This window comes from Acidobacteriota bacterium (assembly GCA_040754075.1).
In the GTDB taxonomy this organism is placed as follows: domain Bacteria; phylum Acidobacteriota; class Blastocatellia; order UBA7656; family UBA7656; genus JBFMDH01.
Genome location: JBFMDH010000013.1, coordinates 154,336 through 178,849 on the forward strand (window position 1 = coordinate 154,336; position 24,514 = coordinate 178,849).

Consider the following 24,514-nt stretch of genomic DNA (forward strand, 5'->3'; position numbering starts at 1 on the left):
AATCATCAACTCTCTTTTAACGCAATCAGGTAAATCCCGAATGAATGCGGGACAGTAACCGCAAGCGTCGTTTTATTGGCGGCAACGCTTGATGATGAAGCGAGTTCGGGAAGGATTACCTCCTGACCGAAGCGTGTGACTTTGCCTTTTTTATCAATCTCATAATCAATCACCACTTTTTTATCTTCGTCAGGCAAATCGGTTCCTCGTTTATGCAAAGTTGCGCCGAACAAATCGGCGGTCATCAGCCAGCAATTCTGATTGTCGAATACATAAAAGTCACCGCTTGAGGTGAAGACTTCCGGCGGCGAGGTGAACAATCCGCCAAAACCGCGAAACGCGCCGACAACCGAGGCGATTCTTAGGGCTTTCGGTCGATGGTTATCGGTGCTTGCTGACCAGGGCGCAAGCCACGGGTCATTTCTCATTTTAAAAACAATCAAATCCACCGGCAGCAGATTATCTTCCGGGATACACAAAGCGCTTTTCCCGAGTTTATCATCGAGCGTCAAACAGGCATCCAGGGCGCTCTCTCTGAAATGCGCCATTCCCGAACGCCACGCTACAATCTCTCCGGCTGCTAAAAATTGAGCGACCTCTTTGCATTTCGCGCCAATGCGAATCATTTCATCAATCCAATAGGTCGGGCGGGTTCCCAGATTGGTTGACAGGTTGTAAATTGCATTCGATACCGAGGCGACAAATAACGAAGGATTTTGAATCAGCAAATGCGGCAGTTGAATGAACAGGTGTGACCAGGCTTTAAAAAGCGCCGGATAACGGGTTTCGGTTCCAAGCAAGCCTTTGCCTAATAATTCGAGAAGAAAGTCATAAACCGTCAGGACAATCTCTTCAGTCTTTTCCCTGTCCGAACGTTCAACTGCTGCGGCAATCGGTTCAACCAGGGTTCGCAAATGAGCCAGTACAACATCGCCGTCGAGTTTCGGATAGGCGTGACGCGCATAAGCGAATTTGGTATTCAACTTTTCGCGGTTATTTTTTAAGGTGGCGACAAATGCCGCGCTCATCCCTTCCATGTCAACCATTTCAAATAATTGGTGTAGCGTTGATGCAAATATTTCAACTTCAGAATATCGTCAAACAGATGCCCGTAGAGTTTTCGCCCTTTGCTCCATTCGGTAAGCAACCGTTCAATTTTCACCAGGCGCGCGCGCACCGCCTGTTCACTGACGCCCTCAAGCCCGGCTTCAAATTCGGCTGCGAGTTGCGCAATCGGGTCATCGCGATCCAGATTCAAGCGGTCATATTCGGCGCACGATAAATCGAAAAGCGTGCGAATCCAACCGACTTTATCGCTTCGGTAAATGGCGTTGTTGCCGGCTTCAAAATACGGCGAGTCAGGGTCTTGCACCAGTTTATCGTGCAGAACAAAGGGAATCATTTGCCGCAGGTCTTCAAATTCAACTTCGGGTTTACCGCGAAACCATGCCATCGCTTTGGCAAAGACCAGCACCGTCATCAACGAACGAACCGATAAACCATTGCGGGTTTGACTGCCTAAATCTTTCACGCGGTCTTTGCCGGTGTCTTGCGGAATCAAATTGAAATCCAGGGCGGCGAGTTTAACCGTGTCTTTGGTTTTGTATTCCACTTGATCGGCAGCGCCGTCACAAAATTCAAAATGGCTGGAAAAAAATTCCATTCGCCGCCTGAGTGTGTCGGAGAATTTTACTTCAAGAATCTGTTGATATGCCTGATCGAGTTCCGATACATTGAAAATAATCTCTTTGGGAACGATCTCTTCGGGTCGTATGTTGTCTTCGATTCTCGTCAGCAATTCTTTAAGAAACCGGGTGTTGAAATGGAGTGCTTTTACGACAATATCAATGCGGTCGCGCAATGCTTCGATGACCTGATAGGTTCCGCCGCCTGCATCATCATTAGCGGTTAAATACCAGGCGGCTTCCGGGCATTCATAAATCTGGTCATAAATTTCCGCATAGTTATCGCCCATCACGGTTAGCAGAGCCGATTGCGTGCGGGTTGGAATGCGATTGTATTCATCAATGATTTTCACACGCATGCTGAGCCATTTACGCCAGGCGATTTTTACATCATCCATCGTCTGAGCATTAACCAAAGTTGAAGGCAAGGGATTGCCCAGCAAATCCGCGATGGTCATTTGTGGTTGCCCATGTTGAATGGCGCGTTTGATGTCTTTGATGGAATAGCCTGCAAGCACTCCCATCAAAATGGCGCTGGCAGTCTTTCCCCGCCCTGGCCCGCCGACAAAAAGACACCTTCGTTGCAACACCAGATTCAACAACGGCATCAACACAAAACTCGAATAGCTTTGGTCAGAGGGCAAGATGACCCGGCTTTTTTTATCACCGAAAGTAAAGGTTTGCGGTGGACCGTCGTTATATTCGATGTCGTAATAAGGACTGATGATGGCGTGATTGACAATCCAGAAATAAGCTTGTCGCAATTTTTCATCCAAAGGGATGGCGGTTTGATTGGTCACTTCAATGGCGGTCAAGGGTCCTTCATAAAGTTCCGCGACATCAAAGCGTTTGCGAGTTTTTACGGTTTGCGGATTGGTCGGTGACTGCGAAATTTTCGTATAGGGTTTATAGTCCGGTGTCATGCGCTACGATTATCTATTCAACGTCCCGGATGTCAAGACTTGCCGCTCATAAGTTTCGCTTGCTGCCATTTGTTTATTTTAGTCGCTTCAAAGTGTGAGGGTTTTTCTATATGCTTTGTGCGTTAATAAACGTGGAACTTTGTTCAAGGAGGCGGCTGTGAAAGCTGGACGTTTAACCCTGATTTGTTTAACGGGTCTCTTGTTTTGTCTCGTCAGCTTAACCCGTGTTCAATCCTTTACAGCGCAACGCGGAAAATCCACACCGCAAAAAAAACAAACACAACCGAAAGTTAAACCGAAACCCAAACCGAATAGCAATAAACCGCTGACGCCTCCAAAAACCAATGCATCTTCGCAAGGCAATCAACGATTGATGCCGGAAAAACCTGAGCTAGTCATCCAAAACGGTCACGCCGATACGGTGCGTTTCGTTGCCTTCAGCCCGGATGGGGAATTCATTGCTTCAGCAAGCAGCGACAAAACCGTTCGTTTGTGGGATGCAACGAATCAAAAGCTGATTCGCCAATTTGAAGGTCATTACGATAACGTGACCTCCCTGGCGTTCAGTCCCGATTCCAAAACCCTGGCATCCGCAGGGCTTGACCGCACGATTAAAATTTGGGATTTGAGCAGCGGAAAACTTATCCGCAACCTGCAAGGGCATGATGATGACGTAAACAGTTTGGCTTTTTCTGCGGACGGGAAAACCCTTGCATCCGGCAGCAAAGACCGCACGATTAATTTATGGGACACCAAAACCGGAGAGTTGATTCACACCATTGAAATTCATACCTCAAGCGTTCGTTCAATCGCTTTTTCACCCGATGGTAAAACCGTTTTTGCGGGATGTGATGATGGCGCAATAAAATTATTCGATGCCGAAGAAGGACATTTGCAGCGAACCTTCACTGGTCACACCGGCGAAATTCGGGCAATCGCGATCAGCAGTGACGCCATGAAGCTGGTTTCGGCGAGTATGGATAAGACCGCGCGGGTTTGGGACGTTCAATCAGGAAACCTGCTGCAAATTCTCAAAGGGCATTCAAGCGGACTCACTGCTGCGCTGTTTACCAATGACCGGAATGCCATCATCACCGCGAGTCAGGATAAGACGGTTAAAATCTGGAATGCCGGAACCGGCAAAACCCTGCGAACGCTTGATAATATTCCCTTTCCGGTCAATTCGATTGCCTTGAAATCCGATGATGAACGATTAGCCGTCGCAAGTTATAAAAATATTTATTTATTCGATGTCACAACCGGCAAGTCAATCGGCAACCTCGAAGGCCATTCTTATGAAGTCAACGCCGTTGCCATCAGTTCTGATAACCAGACCGTCGCTTCCAGCAATTCTAAATCCATCAAGCTCTGGGATATTTATATCGGGCGATTAGTTCGGACATTGGAAGGTCATTCATCCGAAGTCAGCGCCCTGGCATTTCATCCCGATGGAAAAATTCTGGCATCCGGCAGTTGGGATAAAACCATTAAACTTTGGGACACCGATAAAAACAAATTGCTGCGCACTTTCAAAGGCTTTGAAGCCGAAATCCGCTGCCTGGTTTTCAGCCCGAATGGCAAGATGATTGCAATTGGAAGCGAAGACCGAACCATCAAACTGCTCGATGTCGCCAGCGGAAAAATTATCAAAACCTTTACCGGTCATCATAGCCTCACATCAACTGTCGCTATCGCACCCGATAATTTAACGCTTGCCTCTGGCAGTGCCGATACCGACATCAGGATTTGGGACATCGCAACCGGACAAACCATTCGTATATTGAAAGGGCACGAAGCGCAAATTCATTCGATTGCGTATAGCCCGGATGGCAAGCGGTTGGTTTCCGGCAGTGCCGATAAGACCACGAAAATCTGGAATACGGAAACCGGTGAAATCATCAGGGAGTTCAAAAGCACTTATGACGTGCTGAGTGTCGCGGTGAGTCCTGATGGAAAAGTCATCGCTTCAGGGGGATTTGAAAAAGCCATTAAACTCTGGGATGCGACGAGCGGAAAACTGATTCACACCTTAAACGGTCACGCGGGACCGGTTGCCGCGCTCGCGTTTAGTGCCAACCAGCGAATTCTGGTTTCAGGAAGTTGGGACACCACAACCAGAGTATGGTGGACAGAATACGGCAAACTGATTTCAACCTTTCTGGCATTCAAAGACCAAAACTGGATTGCTTTTACCCCGGATGGTTATTATGACGGGTCGCAAGACAGCGCCCTTTACATCAACTGGCGCATCGGTTCACTGGTTTTTGATTTCGATCAATTGTTTGACCGCTTCTATAAACCCGAAATCATTTCGCAAAATTTGCAGGCAGCCAAAACCACATCACCGGTCGATTCGATCACCAAAGGATTTGCGCCACCGCCGGAAGTAAAAATCCTATCGCCCCGAATTAATGAAACGTTTACGACTCCCGAAGTTGAGGTGCAGGTCGAAGCCAAAGATAACGGCGGCGGCATCGGGGAAATCCGTCTATTTCAAAATGAAAAACTGGTAAATCCCCTTGAGCGCAGTATTAAAATTGCCACGCAAAAAAACTCGCTATTAACTTTTAAGGTATTGCTCACCGAAGGCGATAACCTCTTTAAAGCGGTTGCCTTGAGCAAAGATCATACGGAAAGCAAACCTTATCAAATCAATGTCAAACTGAATGCTCCCGAAAAAGCCATTGCTTTGCATCTGCTGGTTGTCGGCATCAATCACTATAAAAATTCGGCTTTGAATTTGAATTATGCCAAAGTTGATGCCTCGGGGATTGCCGAATTTTTTCAACGCAACAGCAAAACCTTATTTCGCCAGGTGAATACCGCAACCCTATTCGATGAGGAAGCCACCAAAGAAAATATTGGCAAAGCTTTTCAATCCATAATTCAAGCCGCTGAGCCTCAGGATGTGGTCATCATTTATTTCGCTGGTCATGGCGATAGTCGCGGCAACCAATGGTATTTCATTCCTTACGAGATAACCCAGCCTGAACGGGATGAAATTTTAACCAAACAAGGTCTTTCATCTACGACCTTGTCTGATTGGCTGGTCAAATTACGTTCCCAGAAAGTTTTGCTGTTGTTGGATTCTTGCAAATCAGGAACTGCTGTAACTGCTTTTCGTGGATACGAAGATCGCAAGGCGCTCGCACAGTTAGCGCGGTCGGTTGGAATACATATCATTGCGGCTTCCACATCCGACCAACTTGCAGCCGAGGTAGAGGAACTCGGTCACGGGGTGTTCACCTACCTGTTGCTCAGAGGATTAAACGGAGAGGCAACCATTGGTCAGGCGAATCGGGCGATTACGGTTCGCGGTTTACTGGCTTACGTTGAAGACCAATTGCCGGAAATCTCCAAAAAATATAAAACCCAGACACAGTATCCCGTGAGTTCTTCAAAGGGCATGGATTTCCCGGTTGCCCTATCAAGGTAACTGCCATTGAAAATGGGCAGGGTTGATTCTGAATAAATTTCAAAATTTTCTTCACTAAATCAGATTTTATCTGTAGTATTGCGCTGAAAAATCCCTGAAAAATGGAATAAAAAAGTACAGGCTCAAAGCCGACGCCTTGGAAAGCTTTGTGGCTTTGAGCCTTTTGGAGACTAAAACACAACTGGTGTGCTTTCGTCTTATCGTTTTTATAGACGTTTTAAACTGAGAAAAAGTCACAAAAAATTTTAAGTAAAAAACGGCTATACGGCACAGCGGGGTGGTCTCCAATGAAACTTCACTTAATTGGAGAAATGGTAGATGGTGCCAACGGTTCGCAGTGCCTCAACTCAATATCTTTATCCCTTTGCGCGTTTGAGCCTTGCAAAGGCTTTTTCAAAATCGGGGTTCTATTTTTGTCTATTCCTCCTGCTCTATATGCTGACGCCCACAGCAAACTACTTCTGGGATGGCATCACCTTCGCTTTGCAAATCGAAAAGGTTGCAAACCAGCACACCAATTTCGATTTGTTGTTCCATCAAAATCATCTTTTATACAATGCCTTGGGATACCTGGTTTACTATCTGGTTTTCGCAATCGGGATAAAAATCAAAGTTTTATATCTGCTGCAATTTATCAATATGATCATTGCAGCCTGTGGAGTAGCCACCCTTTATTCAATTATCAAGCCACTGACCAATAATTATATTGCAGCAGTGACCGCCACTTTTTTCGGAACTACAGCAACCTGGTGGAAACTATCTACGGATGCTGATGCTTATATTTTATCGGTAGTCTTGCTGATTTTATGTCTAAAAAATTTGCTCGGTGAATTGCCAAATTCGGTATTGAGCGGAATACTTTTCGCACTGGCGATGCTAATCCATGAATTATCGTCGTTGTTTTTTTTCGCCGGACTGGCAATTATTTTCACCCATCCACATATTGAGAAAAAATTAAAATTCTCCCTTACCTTCTCCACACTCTCAGTTGGATTAACCATATCGGTATATTATCTGGTTGCCATAACCATGCACGGAATTACCTCACCTGGCGAGTTAATCGAATGGGTTACGACAAATCCGAGTATGATTACTCCCGAAAATAATCCCATACCGGGAATTTGGATGACCCCAAACTCCAATTTGCGCTTAATCGTCGGGCATAGCTTCAAGCTCTTTTTGGCGAAATCAACCGGGTTGGCGCTGGGGACAGCAATAATCACAGGAATTGTCGGGATCGTTCTGGCAGCAAAAATGTTTCAATCTTCCGGGCTTGCAGGTTGTTGGAAAATCATTCGTCACTTCCCTAAACGCCTGGTTGGCGACGAGCGGCGATTATTCATCATCATCACATTCTGGATAATTCCTTATTTAATCTTTCTATTGTTTTTTGAACCGATGGATGAAAATTTACGGTTGTTTTACCTACCGGCAATAGCACTGGCACTTGCGCTGGTTCTTAAACCAAACCAATCCCAACCGGCAAATTCCAACGCCACTTTCCCTTTGCGGTATAAAGACCTGCGCGTCGCAGCCTTATCGGTGAGCCTGCTGGCGCTGTTCAACACTGCTTTTTTCATACTCCCCAATCATCACCCCGAAGCCAATCCGTTAATTGCCGAAGCTCGAAACACCGCAGCAATCTGGCACAAAAACGCCATTATTTATTTTGCTGACCGCGAAGAGGTCGATACAACCTTTCAGTATTTCAACGATCAACCGCTATGGAAAAAAATGCCCAAGGGAAGTTTTGCGAAAATCATCACAGAAATTGATCAGGCGATTTTAAACGGGAAAGAGGTTTGGCTGAATAAGGGCGCTATAAAAGATGCCGACCAGCTTTTTGAACATTATGAAAGTGGAGACCATCTCGAAGTAGTTGCTGATTATGCATGGGGGAAGTATATTCGATTAATTCCCAAACCATTAACGCCCTAAGAGATTAATAAAAACGGGCAAACCATATTGTGCCCGTTTTTATTGACTCAAACTTTGTCGCCTATCCGCGAATCCGCAGTTTATAAACCGTCCACTCGCGACGATTATTTTTGTCATCGGTTGCCGTCAGTCGAATGTAGCGCGCGCGAACCGGAGTAAAGGTTGCGACGGAACGTGTGCCCGTACCAACGCCTTCAAACACCCTTTGCCATTGATTGCCATCCATACTGATTTCGACAAGGTAGCGACCGGCAAAATTTTTATTGTCAGGTTCATGCACCTGAACAACTTTGGCAATCGTGTAACTGCCACCCAAATCTGCTTGAATGAAACTGCCGAGATAATCCGTAGTTCTCGTCGTTGCCGCTGTGCGGTTGTTTTCATCAAGCAAGGCGTTCAGGTTGGAAAAGCCCCGACCTGTGAGGTTGCGAATCTGCCGATTCATTAAACCGTCGTCATCATCGCGGTCAACCACATCTTCGTCCCGATTGGTTCGTAGTTCAGCAATCGACCAAAAATGTTGATTGTCGAGGTTGCGCAATGCCGTGATGCGGATAAACCTCGTGATGACCGGCGTAAATCGGGCAACGCTTCTAGCCGTTTCACCCCGACCGCGAAATACTTCGCGATATTTATTTTCATTGCGCGAATCACTGACTTCGATTTTATATTCTCCGGGATAATCATTGGCGCGCGTGCCGTGAATTTGAACCACTCTGGAAATTTCATACTCGCCGCCCAAATCCACATTAAAAATTCGACCACGATAATCGGCTGTCCTACTTGTAGCAAAAGTGTCGAGTTTGTTATCGAAAGCAAGATTTTTATTCTCCAGCTCTTTCACAGTTTCAACAGGTGCGGGTTCCGGCGCTCTTTTTGGCGGAATGGTTTTAGGTTTTTGTCCGGGGTCGATGCCGCCGCGCAATTCCGCAATGCTCCATTCCTGGTTATAAGTTTTGTTTAGCGCGGTCGCGGTTACACGAATGTAGCGGGCGCGAACCGCTTCAAACACCGCTTTGCTCTCGCCTCGCTGCCCTTCGCCCTGCCATGCCAGAAACCAGTTATCCGGGGTTTCGGCAACTTCGACTTTGTAAGCGCCGGGGAAATGGGTCGGGTAACGTCCGTGGTCTTGAGAAACCCCAATCACCGGTTGAATGCTGCCTAAATCAATCGTAAAACTCATGCCAATATAATTGGGGTTACCAGAATGCGCCCGGGTGTCGGGGCGGTTATCGAGTGTCGCTGATAAATCAAGCAATTCTCCGGTAACCGCTTGTGGTCTGATGGGCGCGGATTGATAGGTCTGTTGTGCAAATATTAGGGGTGTTGAAAAAATGGTAAACGCAAATGCCAATAACGAAATCAATGAAGTAAGTTTATTGGTTTTAATCATAAGACTTCTCCTCCTCTGTCCAATTCCACCATGTCCGATGGTTTTTAGACAATGCGAAGTTGTCTTTTATGGGAGTGCGGAAAGTCAAGGTTGATGAATCAATGGAAAGTAAATTTCAAACGACCGCTCCAATAACGTAAATAACCGAAGTGCGTTCCTTCAAAGGGATTGCCGAAATTGTAAGCATACTCTTTATTAAACAGGTTTTCTGCATCGACTTGAAAGTTAATCGCCAGGTGTTCACCTTTTCTCAGGTCAATACCAAATGACCAGTAATAGATTGTCGATGGTTTAACCCGACCGCGTTCAAAATTGACCAGGTGTGCGCCTCGCGCCTTCATTAATTCTTCAAGCCGCTCGTCATCGACTTCCAGCGGAACGCCGCTTTCATGACGCCCGGAAAATGAGGTCCAGAAATTTCTATACTCATAGGTTATTCCGAATTCACCGACATTGCGCTGGTCATGGTCTGGAATGAATTTCACCCCGGGACCGATTTCGATAAATTCATCGGTTAAAAACAGTCCACCATTAATCGGGCCGGTTTGTAATATTCGTTGATTGGCATAACTCACATACCCAGACCAACCCTTTTTGCTGGGAAAATCCAACCGGGCATCCAATCCCCGCGCGAAGCCTTTGGCGACGCTGTTGGGAAAGATAACCGTGGTATTGAAAAACACATTCGGGTCGGCAAAATTGCGAAAGTTCCTGTACCAGTAAACCATGTCCAACTTCGCAAATCCTTTTATATCCTGGGCAAATCCTACTTCATAAGCCGAAGTTTTTTCCGAGCGAATTACCTCGCCGCCACCGGTTTCATCGACAAATGGAGAAAGTTGTCGCGCCTGGTCGGAATCCGCAAGCAGGAGGTTTTCAATTTGCGGCGGCATAAATAACCGATTAAACGAGCCGCGTATGGCGGTATTGGTTTGTGGAATAAAATAGACCGCTCCAATGCGCGGACTGAATTGATAGTCGTTTGATTTTAAACTGAAATAATCATAACGAATCCCGGCGTTGACGGTTAAATTTTTAATTGGAGAAAAATTATCCTGCACATAGGCGGCAACTTGTTTTCCGACTTTGCGTTCGCGGAAAACGAAGGGATTAGCGGGTGTAAATTCACGGGCTTTATCGGAAAGACTTTGCTCTTCGGCTTGCTCATCATCGGTTATCGCAAACATAAAATATTCATTCGGAGAAAGCCGCATAAACTCTTGCCCGATTTTTACGGTGTGCTTTTTGAACGATTGCGTCAGACTCGAAAGAATGCCGATGCGTTTATGACTGCGATTGTGATTGGCAAAGATCGGCGTATCAAATTGACTGCCGAATAATTTTGAAGAATAGTAGCGATGAAAGGCTGCAAAATTGGTAACGGTGTTGGGCGACCAGACTCTTTGCCAGCTTAACGATTCGCTGTTATCTCGCAGTTGCTGTCGCTGTTTTTGTCCGGCTTCCTCCTGTTCCAGACGGTTCGGAACCTGATGATTGGTGCCGTTGATTGACAGATTGACAATCAAAATATCGTTGGCGGTCGGATGAAGATCGCCCCGGTGATTCAGACTGATATTTTTTCCGGCGTTGTTGAAATTAAACAAATCCACAACATCAAGATAATATTCCGTTTGATAAGCCGACCCGCTAAAAAAGTAACCGTACTTTTTCTTGTAGCCCCCGCCAAAAGATAGCGCCACATCCTTGGTGGCAAATTCACCGAACCCCATTCCGAAACTTCCGAAATGCGGTTCATCAATACCCGATTTTGGATAAAGCACAACCACCGCGCCTGAACGTCCGCCGAATTCAGCGGGAATATTGCCGGTGATGACATCCATCGAATTAACCATCTCGGTATCGGGTGAACTTGCCGACACCGCATCATAACGGTCGGCGCTTGGTATGCCATCAATCACATAAAGAATGCCGTCATCTACGCCACGCACATGCAAGAGTCCATTATTTTCTGTGGTAATACCCGGCGTTGAAGCAATCACTCCCTGTATGCGTCCGCGATGAGCAGAACCGGGAATTCGGCTGATGACGTTTTTTTCAATTTTAATGAAAGTGCTGGTTGAATCTCGCTCAATCAACCCCTGAGTACCGACCACATTCACCGTATCTTTGCTGCCGGTCGGTGAAAGTTTAATATCAATGTTAATGGGTATATTGGAACGAACGGTTAAACTATCTTGAAAAATGACAAACCCGTAAGCGTTGACGTTTATCTGATATTGGGCAAATGAGACATTATTAAAAACAAAAGTCCCGTCTGCATCGGTTTTAACCGTGTATGAACTTTTATTAAGCGGATTTTCAATTGTGACTTTGGCATCGGTGATGATGGCACCGTTTAAGTCAACAACTGTTCCTTTAATTGTACCTATTTGAATTTGGGGAAAACCCAAAAAGGCAGAGCATAATATCAGGACAACTGTGTTTAGGAGGTTTTTCACAGATTGTTACCCTTTCATATTGAGAACTACCACTGTTTGAAAACCGCTACTGAGGCGATGAGATTTTGCTACATTTAAGCCCTTAACGCAACACACTTCGGGCATCGCGGGAAATCATGACATCCAACAAATGAGGCTGTTGTTTATGGAAACTTTCCGTCAACGCCCAAACCAATGCCGCTTGCAACTGCGATGCATCAACCACCCGACGCGCAGCGACCCCCATTGATTCTGCCATTTTGACAAAATCAATTTCCGGTTCGGTAATATCCATTCCCTTAAATATTCCCCGCTCAACCGATGAACCATTCAACGCCAGTAAACCGCCTTTCAAAATTGCATAACTGGTGTTATTAAAAACCACGAACACGACGCCGAGTTTATATCTTGCTGCCGTCCAAAGCGCCTGCGGAGAATAGAGCAATGACCCATCACCAATCGCGCAAATCACCGGACGGTCTTTGCGCCCGAGTTTGTAACCAACTGCGGTCGGTGCGCCATAACCGAGCGACCCGCCTTTGCAGAAAAGATAAGCGCCGGGTTCGCTGAGTTCAAAAAGCGTTCGCACATATGCCGTTGAAGTAACCGCTTCATCAACCAGCAAAGTATCGTCGCTGGCGACTTCACGCATGACTTTCGCCACAAAAGCCGCAGGCATCCATTCCCCATCTTTCGGAGGCACAGCAGCTTCTTTGAGTTTTGCCCGCCCATCGGTTATTCGGTCGGCAATCAAGGTGCTGCGTCGCCAAACCAATTGAGAAAAAGCAGGCGTCATCATGGACTTGATTGACGAACTTAAATCTTCAATGGCGCTTCGCAAGTCTGCTTGAATTGCCACCTCAGCGAAAAAATTTTTTCCGAGTTCGTGGGCGTTTACATCAAGCTGAATGAGCTTACTGGTATCGGGAATCATCCTCGCACCCGTATAAACCAACGGCGCAAGCGTATAAACGCCGATTGCCAGAATCACATCGGCGTTTTGCAATTGCGCGTGCATCTGATGGGCGGCGGGCGATAGCGGCCCGGCAAACAGTCTATGATCGGTCGGAAAACCCAACAGCGAATGCAACGGTTCAGGGTGAACCGCTGCGCCAATCAATTCGGCAAATGCAACCAGTTGCGGAACCGCTCCTGCACGCGCTACGCCATCACCTGCGATAATCACCGGTTGTTTCGCATCCATCAATAACTTCGCTGCGGCATTGAGGCGTTCAGGGTCAGATTGAAGAGTGGAACCGATTTTGGTTATTTCGGGGAATTCAAATTCCGCGCGCGCTTCCATAAAATTCACCGGTAATGAAATAAAAACCGGAGCGGTCGGTGGCGTCATCGCAATCGTAAAAGCTCTTGCCAGAACTCTCGGAATCTCTGCGGCACATTTCACTTCCCAAGCCCATTTCGTATGTTGCCGAGCCATCTCAACCATATCGGCTTGCAGCAAGGGTTCATCAATCAGTGAACGGGTATCCTGTTGCCCTGCGGTGACAATCAACGGGGTTCCTGCGCGATAGGCGTTATAGAGATTTCCCAACGCATGCGCGAGTCCGGGATTGGTATGCAGGTTGACGACTGCCGGTTTGCCAGTCGCTTCGGCATAGCCTGCGGCGATACCCAAAGCCGAGTCTTCATGAAGCGCGAGGACATATTCAATCTCGTTGCGTTCGGCGAAGACATCCATTAAAGGAAGTTCGCTGGTGCCGGGATTACCAAAAATATATTCCACTCCCTGACGGACTAAAAATTCATACATCGCCTGAGCGCCGGTCATTTCGGGCATAACATTACTCCATGCATGGGTTTTAAAATTATGGATTCACCGGGTATCCGCTTTTTAAGCGGATTAAACTTTTTGCAAAAGGCTTCATACCTAACCACAAGGATAACGCCGCGAGGCTCTGCGCGATGCCTCCGACGATAATCAATGAATAGCGGATTGACTGGTCGTTTTGAAATACATAATCGTTCAAAACCGCAACCGCTGTCGGGCCGATACCTAACCCGATGACATTGACGAAAAAAATATAGATTGCCGAAGCCTGTCCGCGCATCTCATTCGGCACAATTTGTTGAATGGCTGCCGGAGCAACGCCAAACGGCGCGCTCGCAAAAAAGGCGGTCGGGATGTAAAGCCAGGTCGCCCAATTTCCATTCGGCGCAAGGCTAAAGGCGACCCCAGTGGGAATCATCAAAAGTACCGCAAACAGACCAACGCGCATCGGCGCATCCTGATAACCACGTTCAGCAAGCCAATCCGATAAACGCCCCCCGGCGACGATTCCTGCGGTTCCTGCAAGCGAAAGAATGATGCCTAAAACAATGCCGACCTTGGCAGTTGACCATCCATGTGACACTCTGAGATAAGTCGGATACCACTGTCCCCCGGCATTAGTCGAAAGCGCAATCAGCCCGAATCCCAGACTGTGACAAATAAACGTCAGCCGGTTTTCAGAAATGTATTTAATAAATTTTGCGATTGATACGTTGTTGGTCTCGGCAACCTGGGGTTGCGCTAAAAGCCCGCGCCGAACCGGTTCCTGAATCGTGTACATCAAAAGGGCGAGCAGGATGCCGGGCAAACCAACGATAAAAAAAATTACTTGCCAGGGGCGCGTCGCGCCGACCAGTGGAAGTTGATACATTTCCTGAGAGGAAACCAACCCGACTACGACGCCACCAAGCAAGTATGCCATTCCTGCGCCGAGATAAATTCCCATCGAATAAACACTGATGGCAGTTGCCAGTCGCTCTTTACGAAATGAATCACTGATTAATGAAAAAGCCGCCGGTGAAAGTGAAGCCTCACCGACGCCGACTCCCAGCCGGTATAAAAACATCTGCATGTAGTTTTGCGCGATGCCGCAAAGTGCGGTCATCACACTCCAGAATGCACAACCGATTGCAATGATGGTTCGCCGACTTTTTATATCCGCCAACCGCCCCAGCGGAATGCCAAACAAGGTGTAAAAAAATACAAAGGCAAAGCCCATCAATAAACTGAGTTGGGTTTTACTGATTTGCAAATCTTTGGTGATGGGTTCAACCAGAAGCGAAAGAATCTGTCGGTCAATAAATGAAAAGATATAAATAATGGTTAAGACCCCGACCATATACCAGGCATAGCCCGGAGCAGGATAATCTGGTTCAGCGGCGTTTATCCGGGTATCGTTTGCAACCGGCTCAAGGCTTTCTATTGTTTCTTTTTGGGTTTTCAAAAATTACTCCGTTGTAGAATATCCAAATCCTTTAGGGCTGGGTATAAAGAAATCGTGCTGGTTTATTTTCGCCTGATTAACGGGAAGCAAGATAACAAGGTGCCGGGATGTCGTCAAAGGATAAATCGGAGCGCCGTGAATTATAAAAATTCGCCGATTGCGAACCTGTGTGAATAATCCTCTACCTCGACAATTGACTATCATAATTGGCGAATTTGATTTAACAGATGAGCGATTACCTCAATCGCCGGGTTGAGTCGGCAAACCATACTGCGATTTGTCGCGCATTAATGGTTGCTTTAACGGTGTGGTCAGGAATTTCGCAGGGCAGCTTTTTAGCCGCCCTGCTTTTTCTTGGGCAAAGCTTTATCGCACCGGTTGAGTATGTGGTTAGCCTCGAGTGGGTTTAACACTTGCGAGACGTCAGCACGATGAAAGGATGCCCCAAGAATTCTGAGGTTCGGTGATGGCAGTGGTTAGCAATGCATCATCGTTTAGCAACGGATGGATGGCGATTGAACACTCGAAATATCCAGACCACATACTCGCCACAGGTATAACAAATATGGATTTGCGGCAGCGTGTCATTTTCGGAATTTTTTGCATTGCAGGTCAAAGAACCCCAAGGCTTTTGGTGAAGCCCTGGGGTTCTTCGTAACTTCAGTTTTTTTTACGCAATTCACTATGAAGGACGATGAAGAAGTAACACCCAGTCGCCTCTTCGTCGTTTGTCAGTTGATTATCTCGGAGCCATGCGAATAGCGCCGTCCAGGCGAATGACTTCACCATTGAGCATCTCATTTTCAATGATGTGTTTGGCTAAAGCAGCATATTCGCTCGGTTGTCCGAGTCGCGAAGGAAAAGGCACCTGCGCGCCCAATGATTGCCTGACCGGTTCGGGCAATCCGCCAAGCAGTGGCGTATCGAAAATTCCCGGCGCAATGGTCATCACGCGAATGCCAAGACTTGCAAGGTCACGCGCCGCCGGAAGCGTCATCCCAACAATTCCGCCTTTCGACGCCGAATAAGCAATCTGTCCGATTTGCCCATCGAATGCCGCAACCGATGCGGTATTCACAATCACCCCTCGTTCGCCGCCCGTGGTCGGTTCATTCTTTGCCATTGCAGTAGCAGTCAATCGAATGACATTAAACGTGCCAACCAGATTGACCTGTATAACCTTCATGTAATGTCCGAGGTTGTGGGGACCATTTTTACCGACGGTCTTTTCCGCCGTGCCGATGCCGGCGCAATTCACCGCGCCGCGCAATTCACCGAACGCCACTGCCGCATCAACGGCAGCCTGCACGCTCGCTTCATCCGAAACATCGGTTTTCACAAACAAGGCTTTATCTGCGCCGAGTTCTTCGACCACACTGTTTCCGGCGTTCTCATTGATGTCAGCGATAACCACTTTTGCTCCCGCGGAAGCCAGCTTCCGCGCGGTCGCCGCACCCAAACCCGAACCGCCGCCTGAAATTAAAAAAGTTTTTCCATTGATTTCCATAAATTATTCCTCGTTAAGATAGTCTGGAGTCTGGAGTCTGGAGTCTGGAGTCATTCGGAAATCTTTAATTGCCACCTGATGATTTAAAGATTCACGAATTGGGAAGGTGAGTCTTAAATATTGATTGTTACTGCTTCTTTCTCAGTGGTCGGACTCCAGACTCCAGACTCACGACTCCAGACCTTGAATTTACTGAATTCTTTCAATAATCGTCGCCGTTGCCATGCCGTGACCTGCGCACATGACCTGCAAGCCGAATTGTCCATTGGTGGCTTCAAGTTCGGCAAGCAATTTCGACATCAACACTGCACCGGTCGCGCCAAGCGGATGACCATGAGCAATCGCGCCGCCCCAGGCATTTACCTTTTCCATATTCGGATTCAATTCACGCGCCCACGAGAGCACCACGGTTGCAAAGGCTTCGTTGATTTCAATGCGGTCAATATCCGCGAGTTGTAAACCGGCTTTTTCCAAAGCGAGTTTGGTCGCGGGAATCACGCCGTCCAATTGGAATTTCGGATCGGAACCGACGACGACTCTGGCGCGAAAGCGTGCGCGCGGTTTGAAACCGTCGGCTTCGGCAACTTCGCGATTGGCAATTAAAGCCACGGCTGCGCCATCCGATATTTGACTCGAATTCGCGGCGGTGACGACACCATCGCCATTCGGACGAAAGACGGTTGGCAAGGTTGCCATCTTTTCCATATTGATGGATTCGCGAATGCCTTCATCACGAGCGAGCGAAATATTTTTGCCTTCACTATCGAGTCCGGGTGTAGGAATGATTTCGGTATGATTGCCTGCTTTTGCGGCGGCTGCCGCCAGTGCATGGCTTCGCGCTGAATAGTCATCCACCTCTAGGCGAGTGATGCCATATTTTTCTGCTAAGAGTTCGGCGCTTTCACCTTGATGCACGAGGTCGTGTTGTTCACGCATCGAGAGATAAATATTTTTCCAGACCGCTGCGCCATCGCTTCCCATCTGACAACGAGTCATGTTTTCGACGCCGCCGGCGATGATGTAGTTGTGGTCGCCTGCGGCAATTGCCTGTGCAGCAAAATGAATGGATTGTTGGGCGGAACTGCAAAAGCGATTCAGAGCCACGCCGGGAACCTGAATCGGAAAGCCCGCAAGCAGCGCCGTGCGACGGGCAATATTGATTCCCTGTTCATTGACTTGCGTCACACAACCGATGATGACATCTTCGATTTTCGCTTTATCAATGCCACTGCGTTGGGTTAAACCTTCAAGCGCGTGGGCGAGTAAAATATCCGGGCGGGTTTCGCGAAATGCGCCATTAAACCTGCCAATCGGCGCGCGTATCGCATCGATAATTACTGCTTCTGACATATAAGTTCTCCTTTTTTTCGCCAAATAATCGAAAAATATTTTTATTCATTTGAATAGAACTTGATTCCTTACCGAACGGTAGGTAAGTTTAAGGCTCACATCTTTCAACAGTCAAATCAATTGCCAAATCACGGGAGGTTGTTATGCAGATGCCATTGCTTCACATCCGTCGAACGGTTTCACGCCCAGCTTTTTTGCAAAGTAAAAATTTTCTTATTTTAGTTTTGTTTATTGGTTTGATTTTATCTCAATCTGCAAATGCTCAGGAACTCACAGGCGAACGCCTCGTCAAAGCCGATAAAGAACCGCAAAACTGGCTCACCTATTTCGGAACCTATAATGGCTGGCGCTACAGCACCCTTGATCAAATCAATCGCGATAACGTCAAACAACTCGCTCCCGTTTGGGCTTTTCAAACCGGCAAAATCGAAGGCGGGTTGAACGCTACGCCGCTTGTCGTTGACGGAGTTCTTTATCTTGTCGGTTCATACAATCGCGTCTTTGCATTGAACGCCGTGACCGGCGAACGATTATGGAATTACTTTTATAAATTGCCGCAGGGGACTATTCCTTACGGCGTTTCGGTGCGCGGCATCGCGGTCGGTTACGGGTTGGTGTTTATGGGAACCCTCGATAATCACATGATTGCGCTTGATGCTAAAACCGGACGGGAAGTCTGGGATGTCGAAATCGAAGATGTGAAGCAATGCGGTTGCAACGTTACCGGCGCGCCGATTGTGGTGAAAGATAAAGTCATCGTCGGCGTGACCGGCGGCGACAGCGCGCATCGCGGATACTTGAATGCCTTTGACGCCAAGACCGGTCGCCACGCCTGGCGGTTCTACACCATACCGGGACCCGGCGAACCGGGATTTGAAACCTGGGACAAAGAATCCTGGCGATTCGGCGGCGGCGCAACCTGGATGGTCGGCACTTTCGACCCCGAACTCAATTTACTCTACTGGGGCGTCGGAAACCCGGCAGCAGATTTTTACCCGGATGACCGCAAAGGCGATAACCTTTACACCGACTGCATCGTCGCGCTCGACCCCGACACCGGCAAATTGAAATGGTACTATCAGGAAGTTCCGCACGATGCTTATGATTTCGATTCGGCATATGAACCGATTCTATTCGACGGGGCGGTTGATGGCGCAAAACGAAAATTGCTGGCGCACACCAACAAAGGCGGCTACGTATTTATTATTGACCGCACCAATGGCAAATTTATCAACGCCTGGAAACACGTCGAGAATGCCAACTGGGTACAAAAGATTGATAAGGATGGGAAACAAATTGGCAGGTTAGAAGTCCCGCCCGATAAAAGCACGCTGGTTTGTCCGCACTGGGGCGGCGGGCGCAGTTTTAATCACGCTTCATACAGCCCGCGAACCAATCTGCTCTACAATCACGGCATTGAATGGTGCGGGTTGATTATGCCCCGAAAGCAGGAACCCAAAGAAGGCATGGGGTATGTCGGGGGAACGATTATCGCCAAGCCGCCTCCGAGCGGAGAAATCACTGCGCACCTTGATGCTTTCGACCCGGTGAGCGGCGCGAAGAAATGGAGTTGGAAAACCAAGTATCCGATTCTCTCATCGCTGCTGACCACTGCCGGAGATTTATTGATGACCGGCGATGTTGAAGGCAGGTTTCTGATTTTCGATGCCAAAACCGGCGAGCAACTTTATTCATTCAATACCGGCTCAGGGCTTCGCGGGGGTCCCATCACTTATGCGGTTAATGGCAAACAATATATCGCAGTGCCTTCGGGACTCGGTTCGATTTTTGTAAGCGGTATGGCTGCGACCTGGCCCGAAGCGCGAAACTTTCCCGCAGGCTCGACGCTGTTTGTGTTTGCCTTGCCGGATGCGGCAATGAATAAACCGGCATCAACCGGCAAGTAATTTTGCGGAGGAGAAAAATGAAAAGCGTTAAACAGCATTTGCCCTTTGCGCTTTTAGGTCTTTGGACAGGGAGTTTGATTTTTACTTTTTGTCTTACCGGCAGTGAAAAAACCCGTGCTGCGGTACAGCAATCGCAAAATCAGATGATTTTGGCGGGCGGTAAAATTTTTAATCCGACTTGCAGCAGTGGCTATTGTCACGGCAATGAGGGATTCGGCGGCAGCGCGCCGACGCTTCGCGGCAAACGCTATACGACCGAGTACCTCACAAAAGTAATCAGCGATGGCGTATCCGGTACACCCATGCCGCCGTTTAAAAACAATTATTCCAAGAAAGAAATCGAACAACTGGTGGCTTATGTGATGTGGATTTCAAAGACTGAGCCGAACAAACCGTTGCCGAAACTATCGGGAAACGATAAAGGGAAAACCGAGACCGCAAAACAACCTGAAAAATCCGAGCCAGCTAAAAGCGAAGCAGTGAAATCGACAGTTGAAACAGTCGCCGATGCCAATCAACTTCGCGGCGATGCAGCCAACGGCAAGTTTTTGTTTTTTGATGCGGCGAATGAAAGAAGTTGTCGCGCCTGTCACCTATTTCAAGGACGCGGCGGAAAACTCGGTCCCGATTTAACCAACATCGGTTCTAAAACTCCGCGTGAACTTTATTTGAGCGTAACCGAACCGCATACCCAGATCACCCAGGGTTATGAATCGATCACCATTTTCACAAAAAGCGGAGAGCGCATCACCGGAATCAAGCGAGAAGAAAATGCGGATGCGATAAAACTATTCGATACCGCGACGGTTCCGCCTGTGCTGAGAAATATTTTGAAAGCCGAGGTCGCAAAAGTTGAATCGCAAACAGGAACGCCGATGCCCGGAGACTTTGCAAAACGCTACACGCAAAAACAGTTGCTTGATTTGATTACCTTTTTGAAATCGACGAATCAAACGGCATTTACCGTCACCTTGAAAGATATTCAATAAACGACGATGTGAAAAACCCAGAGAACACGAAGACCATGAAGAAAAATTATATTTTCTGCGTGCCTTTCGTGTTCTTCGTGTTTCAATACCTTTTAATCAAGGAGATACGAGATTGAGTTGGGAAACAGAAGTTGACGAGATCAAACATCGCATAGAACTCGCCAAGCAGTTGGGCGGTGAAGCCAATGTCGCGCGCCATCACGCAAACGGCAAACTCACGGTTCGCGAACGCATTGAAAAACTTTTAGACCCCAATTCATTTCATGAAACCGGCGCGCTTGCCGGAAAAGTCTCTTATGAAAATGGCGAAATCGCGTCTTTCATCCCGTCAAATTTTGTCTTCGGCACAGGGCGCATTAACAACCGCAAAGTGGTAGTCGGCGGCGATGATTTCACGGTGCGCGGTGGCGCGGCTGATGGCGCAATCGGCTATAAGATGCCTTATGCCGAACGACTCGCAAGAGACCTGCGACTACCGATGATTCGCCTGGTTGATGGCACGGGTGGCGGTGGCAGCGTAAAAACCATTGAAACCATGGGACGAACTTATGTGCCGCCACTTCACGGCTGGGATATATCGGTGGCGATGCTCGCAGAAGTTCCGGTCGTTAGTGCATGTCTCGGTTCGGTCGCCGGACTCGGCGCGGTTCGTGTAGTCAATTCACACTTTTCGGTGATGGTCAAAGGCACGTCGCAACTCTTTGTCGCCGGACCTCCGGTTGTCGAACGAAGCATTGGTGAAAAGGTGAGCAAAGAAGAACTCGGCGGTTCGCACATTCACGCGCATGGCAGCGGTTGCGTCGATAACGAAGTCGCCAGCGAAGAAGAAGCCTTTGCAGAGATTCGCCGTTTTCTTTCTTATTTGCCGACCAATGTCTGGCAACTCGCCGACCGCCAAGTAACCGGCGATCATCCGAATCGCCGTGAAGCGGATTTAATTTCGATTATCCCCAAAGACCGGAAACGCGGATACAACGTGCGCCGCCTGCTCAATTTGATTGTTGACCGCGATTCGTTTTTTGAAATCGGAAGATATTACGGCAAACCTTTGGTTGTGGGTTTGGCGCGACTCGATGGTTATGCGGTTGGCGTGATGGCAAACGACCCGCATTTTTTAGGCGGTGGTCTGGATGCGGATGGTTGCGAAAAGATGACGCGCTTTGTCGATTTGTGCGACACCTTTCATTTGCCTGTCGTGAATTTCGTTGACCAGCCGGGTTTCATCGTTGGCACCCGCGCCGAACGCGCCGGAACCGCGCGATATGGCGCGCGGGCGATTGCCGCGATTTATCAAGCGCGCGTCCCCTGGGTGAGCCTGTTGATTCGTCGTTGTTACGGCGTAGCAGGCGCTGCCCACGGTGATACCAATGCTTTGAATTTACGTTATGCCTGGCCCTCGGGCGATTGGGGTTCGCTTCCCATCGAAGGCGGCGTAATGGCGGCTTATCGTAGGGACATCGAATCATCGCCAGACCCCGATGCGCGGCGACAAGAAATCGAAGATATGTTGAACGAGTTACGTTCGCCGATGCGAACCGCCGAGGCTTTCGGCATCGAAGAGATCATCGACCCACGCGACACCCGCCCGATTTTGTGCGATTGGATTGAAACCGCTTATGGATTATTGCCCACACAAATCGGCATCAAGGGGCGTGGCTTTCGCCCATAATTGAAAATTATTCTTATAATATTCGATTTAGAAGATCTTCGATGCTCTTAAATTCATATTTGGATTTAGGATTATTTACCTTATAGTCTCCTTGAGATAAGGTACAATCCCCAATAAGTTTATTCATATCTTCGGAAGAGAAAACATACCCCGCATTGCTACTATTCAACAACAGGATGGCAAACCACTTTATTGATGCTTGATTAAGGCGTTCTATTTGGTTTTTGGTTATTCCCCAAAATGCTTTTGTACCATTCCCCTCTTTAACATATAAAATTGTAGAGGGTTGTGTAGTATCTATTTTGAGCAGATGTTTCGAGCGACGGGGTGCATCAGTCCACTGATCAATTCTAAGACCTCTTCTTTCAAGTCCCTCCCCCATTTTACTTTGGAATTCATCAATTGTAGTCATAGCCCCCTTATAATTACGCCGCTTCTGCCGGAGTTTCTCCTGGGTGCTTTTTCAGGTACTCCATAACCTCAGCGTGCATTTTGTCTATTTCTGCCAGATAGCTGCTTGAAAAAAGACGATATTCTTCGGGAGTTGCCTTGAGGCGCATATTGGCAACGGTTTTATAAAAAAACGCTATGCGCTCTTGCGTTGCTTGAAGTTCAATGTCATTTGCAATCATTGTGATTCCTCAAAGATGAGTTGAATAATTCCACGCTTTCTTAAATCGCGTTTCACCTGCCAATGTGCAACAAATTCATCAATTGTTTCCCCAATTAAAAATGCGGGTCGAATTACAAATAGACTCGCACCCAGCTTTTGCTGGGATTTCAAATGGTCAAATACCGGAAACTCGTCGGCATCAAAATCTTGCTCTCCGAAATCGTCGCGCATCACAAGAATGATGTCAATATCATTAGGGTCTGGCTTTGCGGTAACGAAGCTGCCGAAAATAACCAATCGTTCAAGCTTGCCTGTCGTTTGAGCCAATTTAAAGATTTGCTTAAAACGTTCCGCTACAATTTGACGCTGTGGCGTACCTTGACCAAATCGCTCAACAACTTCATCAAAGGTAGATTGATACACGCCTTCCGGTAAATCTCCTTCACTATTGAAATCTGGTAACGCCATTTTATGTCCTATGAAATTTGCAACACACTGAAGCCTATGGCATCGAAGAGATCATCGACCCACGCGACACCCGCCCGATTTTGTGCGATTGGATTGAGACCGCTTATGGGTTATTGCCCACACAAATCGGCATCAAGAGGCGTGGCTTTCGCCCCTGAAACGTATTTGAAGGAACACGCTTATTCGAGTGGTCGCATAAAAATAAAGGGGTCGGACATTTTTCCGTCCGGGTTTTTAACCTGTATGCTCACAGTTTGTCCAGGGGCGATATTTTTCCCGGCTTTTTCTGAAACCAGTAACACAACCGGTGGCAAATCCTGCAAAAAAGCTAATTTCTGTTTTTGCCCATTAATGAACAGTTTTACACCATCATCAAAATTCAAGCCTCTGACTTCCAATCGCTTTCCGAAAATAAGCACGCCTGAAATACTCGGGGTTAAACTTTCACTGGTTGGATTAATGAGGAGTTCTTTGGTGTAGGTTTGATCTCCCAATCGTGTGCCATCATTATCCGCCTGTAGTCCTGCTGCAAATAAACGGATGACGCCTATATTTCTTCCCGGAGCAATCCAATCAAATGTCCAGCTTACCTGATTGATTTGCCCTTCATAGCTTCCGGTTAAGGATTGGGACATGTGCTCACGATTATGTGTGAATCCATCGAGAATCGTTGTGTGATTGGTTGTTTGATCGATTTCCCGGAAAGAGCCTGCCGCCTGGTTTTTCTTTTTTATTGTCGTCACCATAAATCCCCAACGTTTCCTTGTCAGGTCAGTGGTTTGGTGGCTCACGCGAATTTGATAAGTTTCACCCGGCACATAAACGCTGGGAGCCTCAACGATAAACTGCCCGTCTCCGGTATTCGGATTTCCATCGTGACACCCTGCTGATGAACAGGTTCATTCATCCGGCGCGCCTGTGCTGGGAATGGGAAATGTTACTTTCGCAAATGAAGTTCTTGTTGA

General features: G+C 47.7%; 18 protein-coding genes and 1 pseudogene. 7 read left to right on the top strand and 12 right to left on the bottom strand.

The window, feature by feature from the left end; genetic code table 11:
• Nucleotides 1-5 precede the first annotated feature (5 nt).
• Entirely contained in the window at nt 6-1,037 is a 1,032-nt protein-coding gene (locus AB1757_15785; GenBank protein ID MEW6128501.1) for a hypothetical protein, read from the bottom strand.
• Nucleotides 1,025-2,608 (bottom strand): AAA family ATPase, encoded by a 1,584-nt coding sequence (locus tag AB1757_15790; protein MEW6128502.1) that lies wholly within the window; start codon nt 2,606-2,608, stop codon nt 1,025-1,027. Before AB1757_15790 ends, AB1757_15785 begins: the two co-directional genes overlap by 13 nt.
• A gap of 157 nt (nt 2,609-2,765) precedes the next feature.
• Here AB1757_15790 and AB1757_15795 point away from each other — a divergent pair, with 157 nt between their 5' ends.
• Nucleotides 2,766-6,044, top strand: a complete 3,279-nt coding sequence (locus AB1757_15795; protein MEW6128503.1) for a caspase family protein — start codon at nt 2,766-2,768, stop codon at nt 6,042-6,044.
• Between the two features lie 318 nt (nt 6,045-6,362).
• Complete coding sequence (locus AB1757_15800; protein ID MEW6128504.1) at nt 6,363-7,982, top strand: hypothetical protein; 1,620 nt, start codon at nt 6,363-6,365, stop codon at nt 7,980-7,982.
• A gap of 61 nt (nt 7,983-8,043) precedes the next feature.
• On the opposite strand, the gene AB1757_15805 is transcribed toward AB1757_15800, so the two are convergent.
• The 4 genes from AB1757_15805 to AB1757_15820 form a co-directional block, all read right to left on the bottom strand.
• The gene (locus AB1757_15805; protein ID MEW6128505.1) at nt 8,044-9,375 is read right to left on the bottom strand and encodes a discoidin domain-containing protein; all 1,332 of its coding nucleotides are present in this window, start codon (nt 9,373-9,375) and stop codon (nt 8,044-8,046) included.
• A 98-nt stretch (nt 9,376-9,473) separates the two neighbouring features.
• Nucleotides 9,474-11,786, bottom strand: coding sequence for a TonB-dependent receptor (locus tag AB1757_15810; protein ID MEW6128506.1), 2,313 nt, complete (start codon nt 11,784-11,786; stop codon nt 9,474-9,476).
• Nucleotides 11,787-11,916: 130 nt separating this feature from the next.
• Nucleotides 11,917-13,611: a thiamine pyrophosphate-binding protein gene (locus tag AB1757_15815; protein MEW6128507.1), complete on the bottom strand. Its 1,695-nt coding sequence runs from the start codon at nt 13,609-13,611 to the stop codon at nt 11,917-11,919.
• A 28-nt stretch (nt 13,612-13,639) separates the two neighbouring features.
• Entirely contained in the window at nt 13,640-15,046 is a 1,407-nt protein-coding gene (locus tag AB1757_15820) for an MFS transporter (GenBank protein ID MEW6128508.1), read from the bottom strand.
• Between the two features lie 227 nt (nt 15,047-15,273).
• Here AB1757_15820 and AB1757_15825 point away from each other — a divergent pair, with 227 nt between their 5' ends.
• Nucleotides 15,274-15,456: a hypothetical protein gene (locus AB1757_15825; protein ID MEW6128509.1), complete on the top strand. Its 183-nt coding sequence runs from the start codon at nt 15,274-15,276 to the stop codon at nt 15,454-15,456.
• Nucleotides 15,457-15,785: 329 nt separating this feature from the next.
• Here AB1757_15825 and AB1757_15830 read toward each other — a convergent pair whose 3' ends face one another.
• Together AB1757_15830 and AB1757_15835 are read right to left on the bottom strand one after the other, a co-directional pair.
• Nucleotides 15,786-16,553, bottom strand: coding sequence for an SDR family NAD(P)-dependent oxidoreductase (locus AB1757_15830; protein MEW6128510.1), 768 nt, complete (start codon nt 16,551-16,553; stop codon nt 15,786-15,788).
• Nucleotides 16,554-16,742: 189 nt separating this feature from the next.
• On the bottom strand, nt 16,743-17,903 hold the full coding sequence (locus tag AB1757_15835; GenBank protein MEW6128511.1) for a thiolase family protein: 1,161 nt from the start codon (nt 17,901-17,903) through the stop codon (nt 16,743-16,745).
• Nucleotides 17,904-18,046: 143 nt separating this feature from the next.
• Between AB1757_15835 and AB1757_15840 the strand changes: the two genes are divergently transcribed.
• The 3 genes from AB1757_15840 (at nt 18,047) to AB1757_15850 (ending at nt 22,468) form a co-directional block, all read left to right on the top strand.
• A complete protein-coding gene (locus AB1757_15840; GenBank protein MEW6128512.1) occupies nt 18,047-19,810 on the top strand; it encodes a PQQ-dependent dehydrogenase, methanol/ethanol family in 1,764 nt (587 codons plus the stop codon).
• Nucleotides 19,811-19,827: 17 nt separating this feature from the next.
• Entirely contained in the window at nt 19,828-20,799 is a 972-nt protein-coding gene (locus AB1757_15845) for a c-type cytochrome (GenBank protein MEW6128513.1), read from the top strand.
• A 112-nt stretch (nt 20,800-20,911) separates the two neighbouring features.
• Nucleotides 20,912-22,468: a carboxyl transferase domain-containing protein gene (locus AB1757_15850; GenBank protein ID MEW6128514.1), complete on the top strand. Its 1,557-nt coding sequence runs from the start codon at nt 20,912-20,914 to the stop codon at nt 22,466-22,468.
• A 13-nt stretch (nt 22,469-22,481) separates the two neighbouring features.
• Here AB1757_15850 and AB1757_15855 read toward each other — a convergent pair whose 3' ends face one another.
• From AB1757_15855 to AB1757_15865, 3 genes are read right to left on the bottom strand one after another with little or no spacing between them, the layout of a single operon-like run.
• A complete protein-coding gene (locus tag AB1757_15855; GenBank protein MEW6128515.1) occupies nt 22,482-22,880 on the bottom strand; it encodes a hypothetical protein in 399 nt (132 codons plus the stop codon).
• Nucleotides 22,881-22,893: 13 nt separating this feature from the next.
• Nucleotides 22,894-23,100, bottom strand: coding sequence for a hypothetical protein (locus tag AB1757_15860; protein ID MEW6128516.1), 207 nt, complete (start codon nt 23,098-23,100; stop codon nt 22,894-22,896).
• Nucleotides 23,097-23,549 carry a hypothetical protein gene (locus AB1757_15865; GenBank protein MEW6128517.1) on the bottom strand — a complete coding sequence of 151 codons (453 nt, stop codon included), beginning with the start codon at nt 23,547-23,549 and terminating at the stop codon, nt 23,097-23,099. The genes AB1757_15860 and AB1757_15865 overlap by 4 nt, the downstream gene beginning before the upstream one ends.
• Before the next feature lie 17 nt (nt 23,550-23,566).
• On the opposite strand from AB1757_15865, the gene AB1757_15870 reads away from it, so the two are divergent.
• Complete coding sequence (locus tag AB1757_15870; GenBank protein MEW6128518.1) at nt 23,567-23,707, top strand: hypothetical protein; 141 nt, start codon at nt 23,567-23,569, stop codon at nt 23,705-23,707.
• A 21-nt stretch (nt 23,708-23,728) separates the two neighbouring features.
• Here the strand turns inward: AB1757_15870 and AB1757_15875 are convergent.
• Nucleotides 23,729-24,436 (bottom strand): annotated as a pseudogene (locus AB1757_15875) (choice-of-anchor V domain-containing protein).
• Nucleotides 24,437-24,514 lie beyond the last annotated feature (78 nt).

Excerpts from the sequence above, each read along its gene's own strand:
- AB1757_15785 (MEW6128501.1), bottom strand. The coding sequence starts at position 1,037 with ATGGAAGGGATGAGCGCGGCATTTGTCGCCACCTTAAAAAATAACCGC.
- AB1757_15790 (MEW6128502.1), bottom strand. The coding sequence starts at position 2,608 with ATGACACCGGACTATAAACCCTATACGAAAATTTCGCAGTCACCGACC.
- AB1757_15800 (MEW6128504.1), top strand. The coding sequence starts at position 6,363 with ATGGTGCCAACGGTTCGCAGTGCCTCAACTCAATATCTTTATCCCTTT.
- AB1757_15805 (MEW6128505.1), bottom strand. The coding sequence starts at position 9,375 with ATGATTAAAACCAATAAACTTACTTCATTGATTTCGTTATTGGCATTT.
- AB1757_15815 (MEW6128507.1), bottom strand. The coding sequence starts at position 13,611 with ATGCCCGAAATGACCGGCGCTCAGGCGATGTATGAATTTTTAGTCCGT.
- AB1757_15825 (MEW6128509.1), top strand. The coding sequence starts at position 15,274 with ATGAGCGATTACCTCAATCGCCGGGTTGAGTCGGCAAACCATACTGCG.
- AB1757_15830 (MEW6128510.1), bottom strand. The coding sequence starts at position 16,553 with ATGGAAATCAATGGAAAAACTTTTTTAATTTCAGGCGGCGGTTCGGGT.
- AB1757_15835 (MEW6128511.1), bottom strand. The coding sequence starts at position 17,903 with ATGTCAGAAGCAGTAATTATCGATGCGATACGCGCGCCGATTGGCAGG.
- AB1757_15840 (MEW6128512.1), top strand. The coding sequence starts at position 18,047 with ATGCAGATGCCATTGCTTCACATCCGTCGAACGGTTTCACGCCCAGCT.
- AB1757_15845 (MEW6128513.1), top strand. The coding sequence starts at position 19,828 with ATGAAAAGCGTTAAACAGCATTTGCCCTTTGCGCTTTTAGGTCTTTGG.
- AB1757_15855 (MEW6128515.1), bottom strand. The coding sequence starts at position 22,880 with ATGACTACAATTGATGAATTCCAAAGTAAAATGGGGGAGGGACTTGAA.
- AB1757_15860 (MEW6128516.1), bottom strand. The coding sequence starts at position 23,100 with ATGATTGCAAATGACATTGAACTTCAAGCAACGCAAGAGCGCATAGCG.
- AB1757_15865 (MEW6128517.1), bottom strand. The coding sequence starts at position 23,549 with ATGGCGTTACCAGATTTCAATAGTGAAGGAGATTTACCGGAAGGCGTG.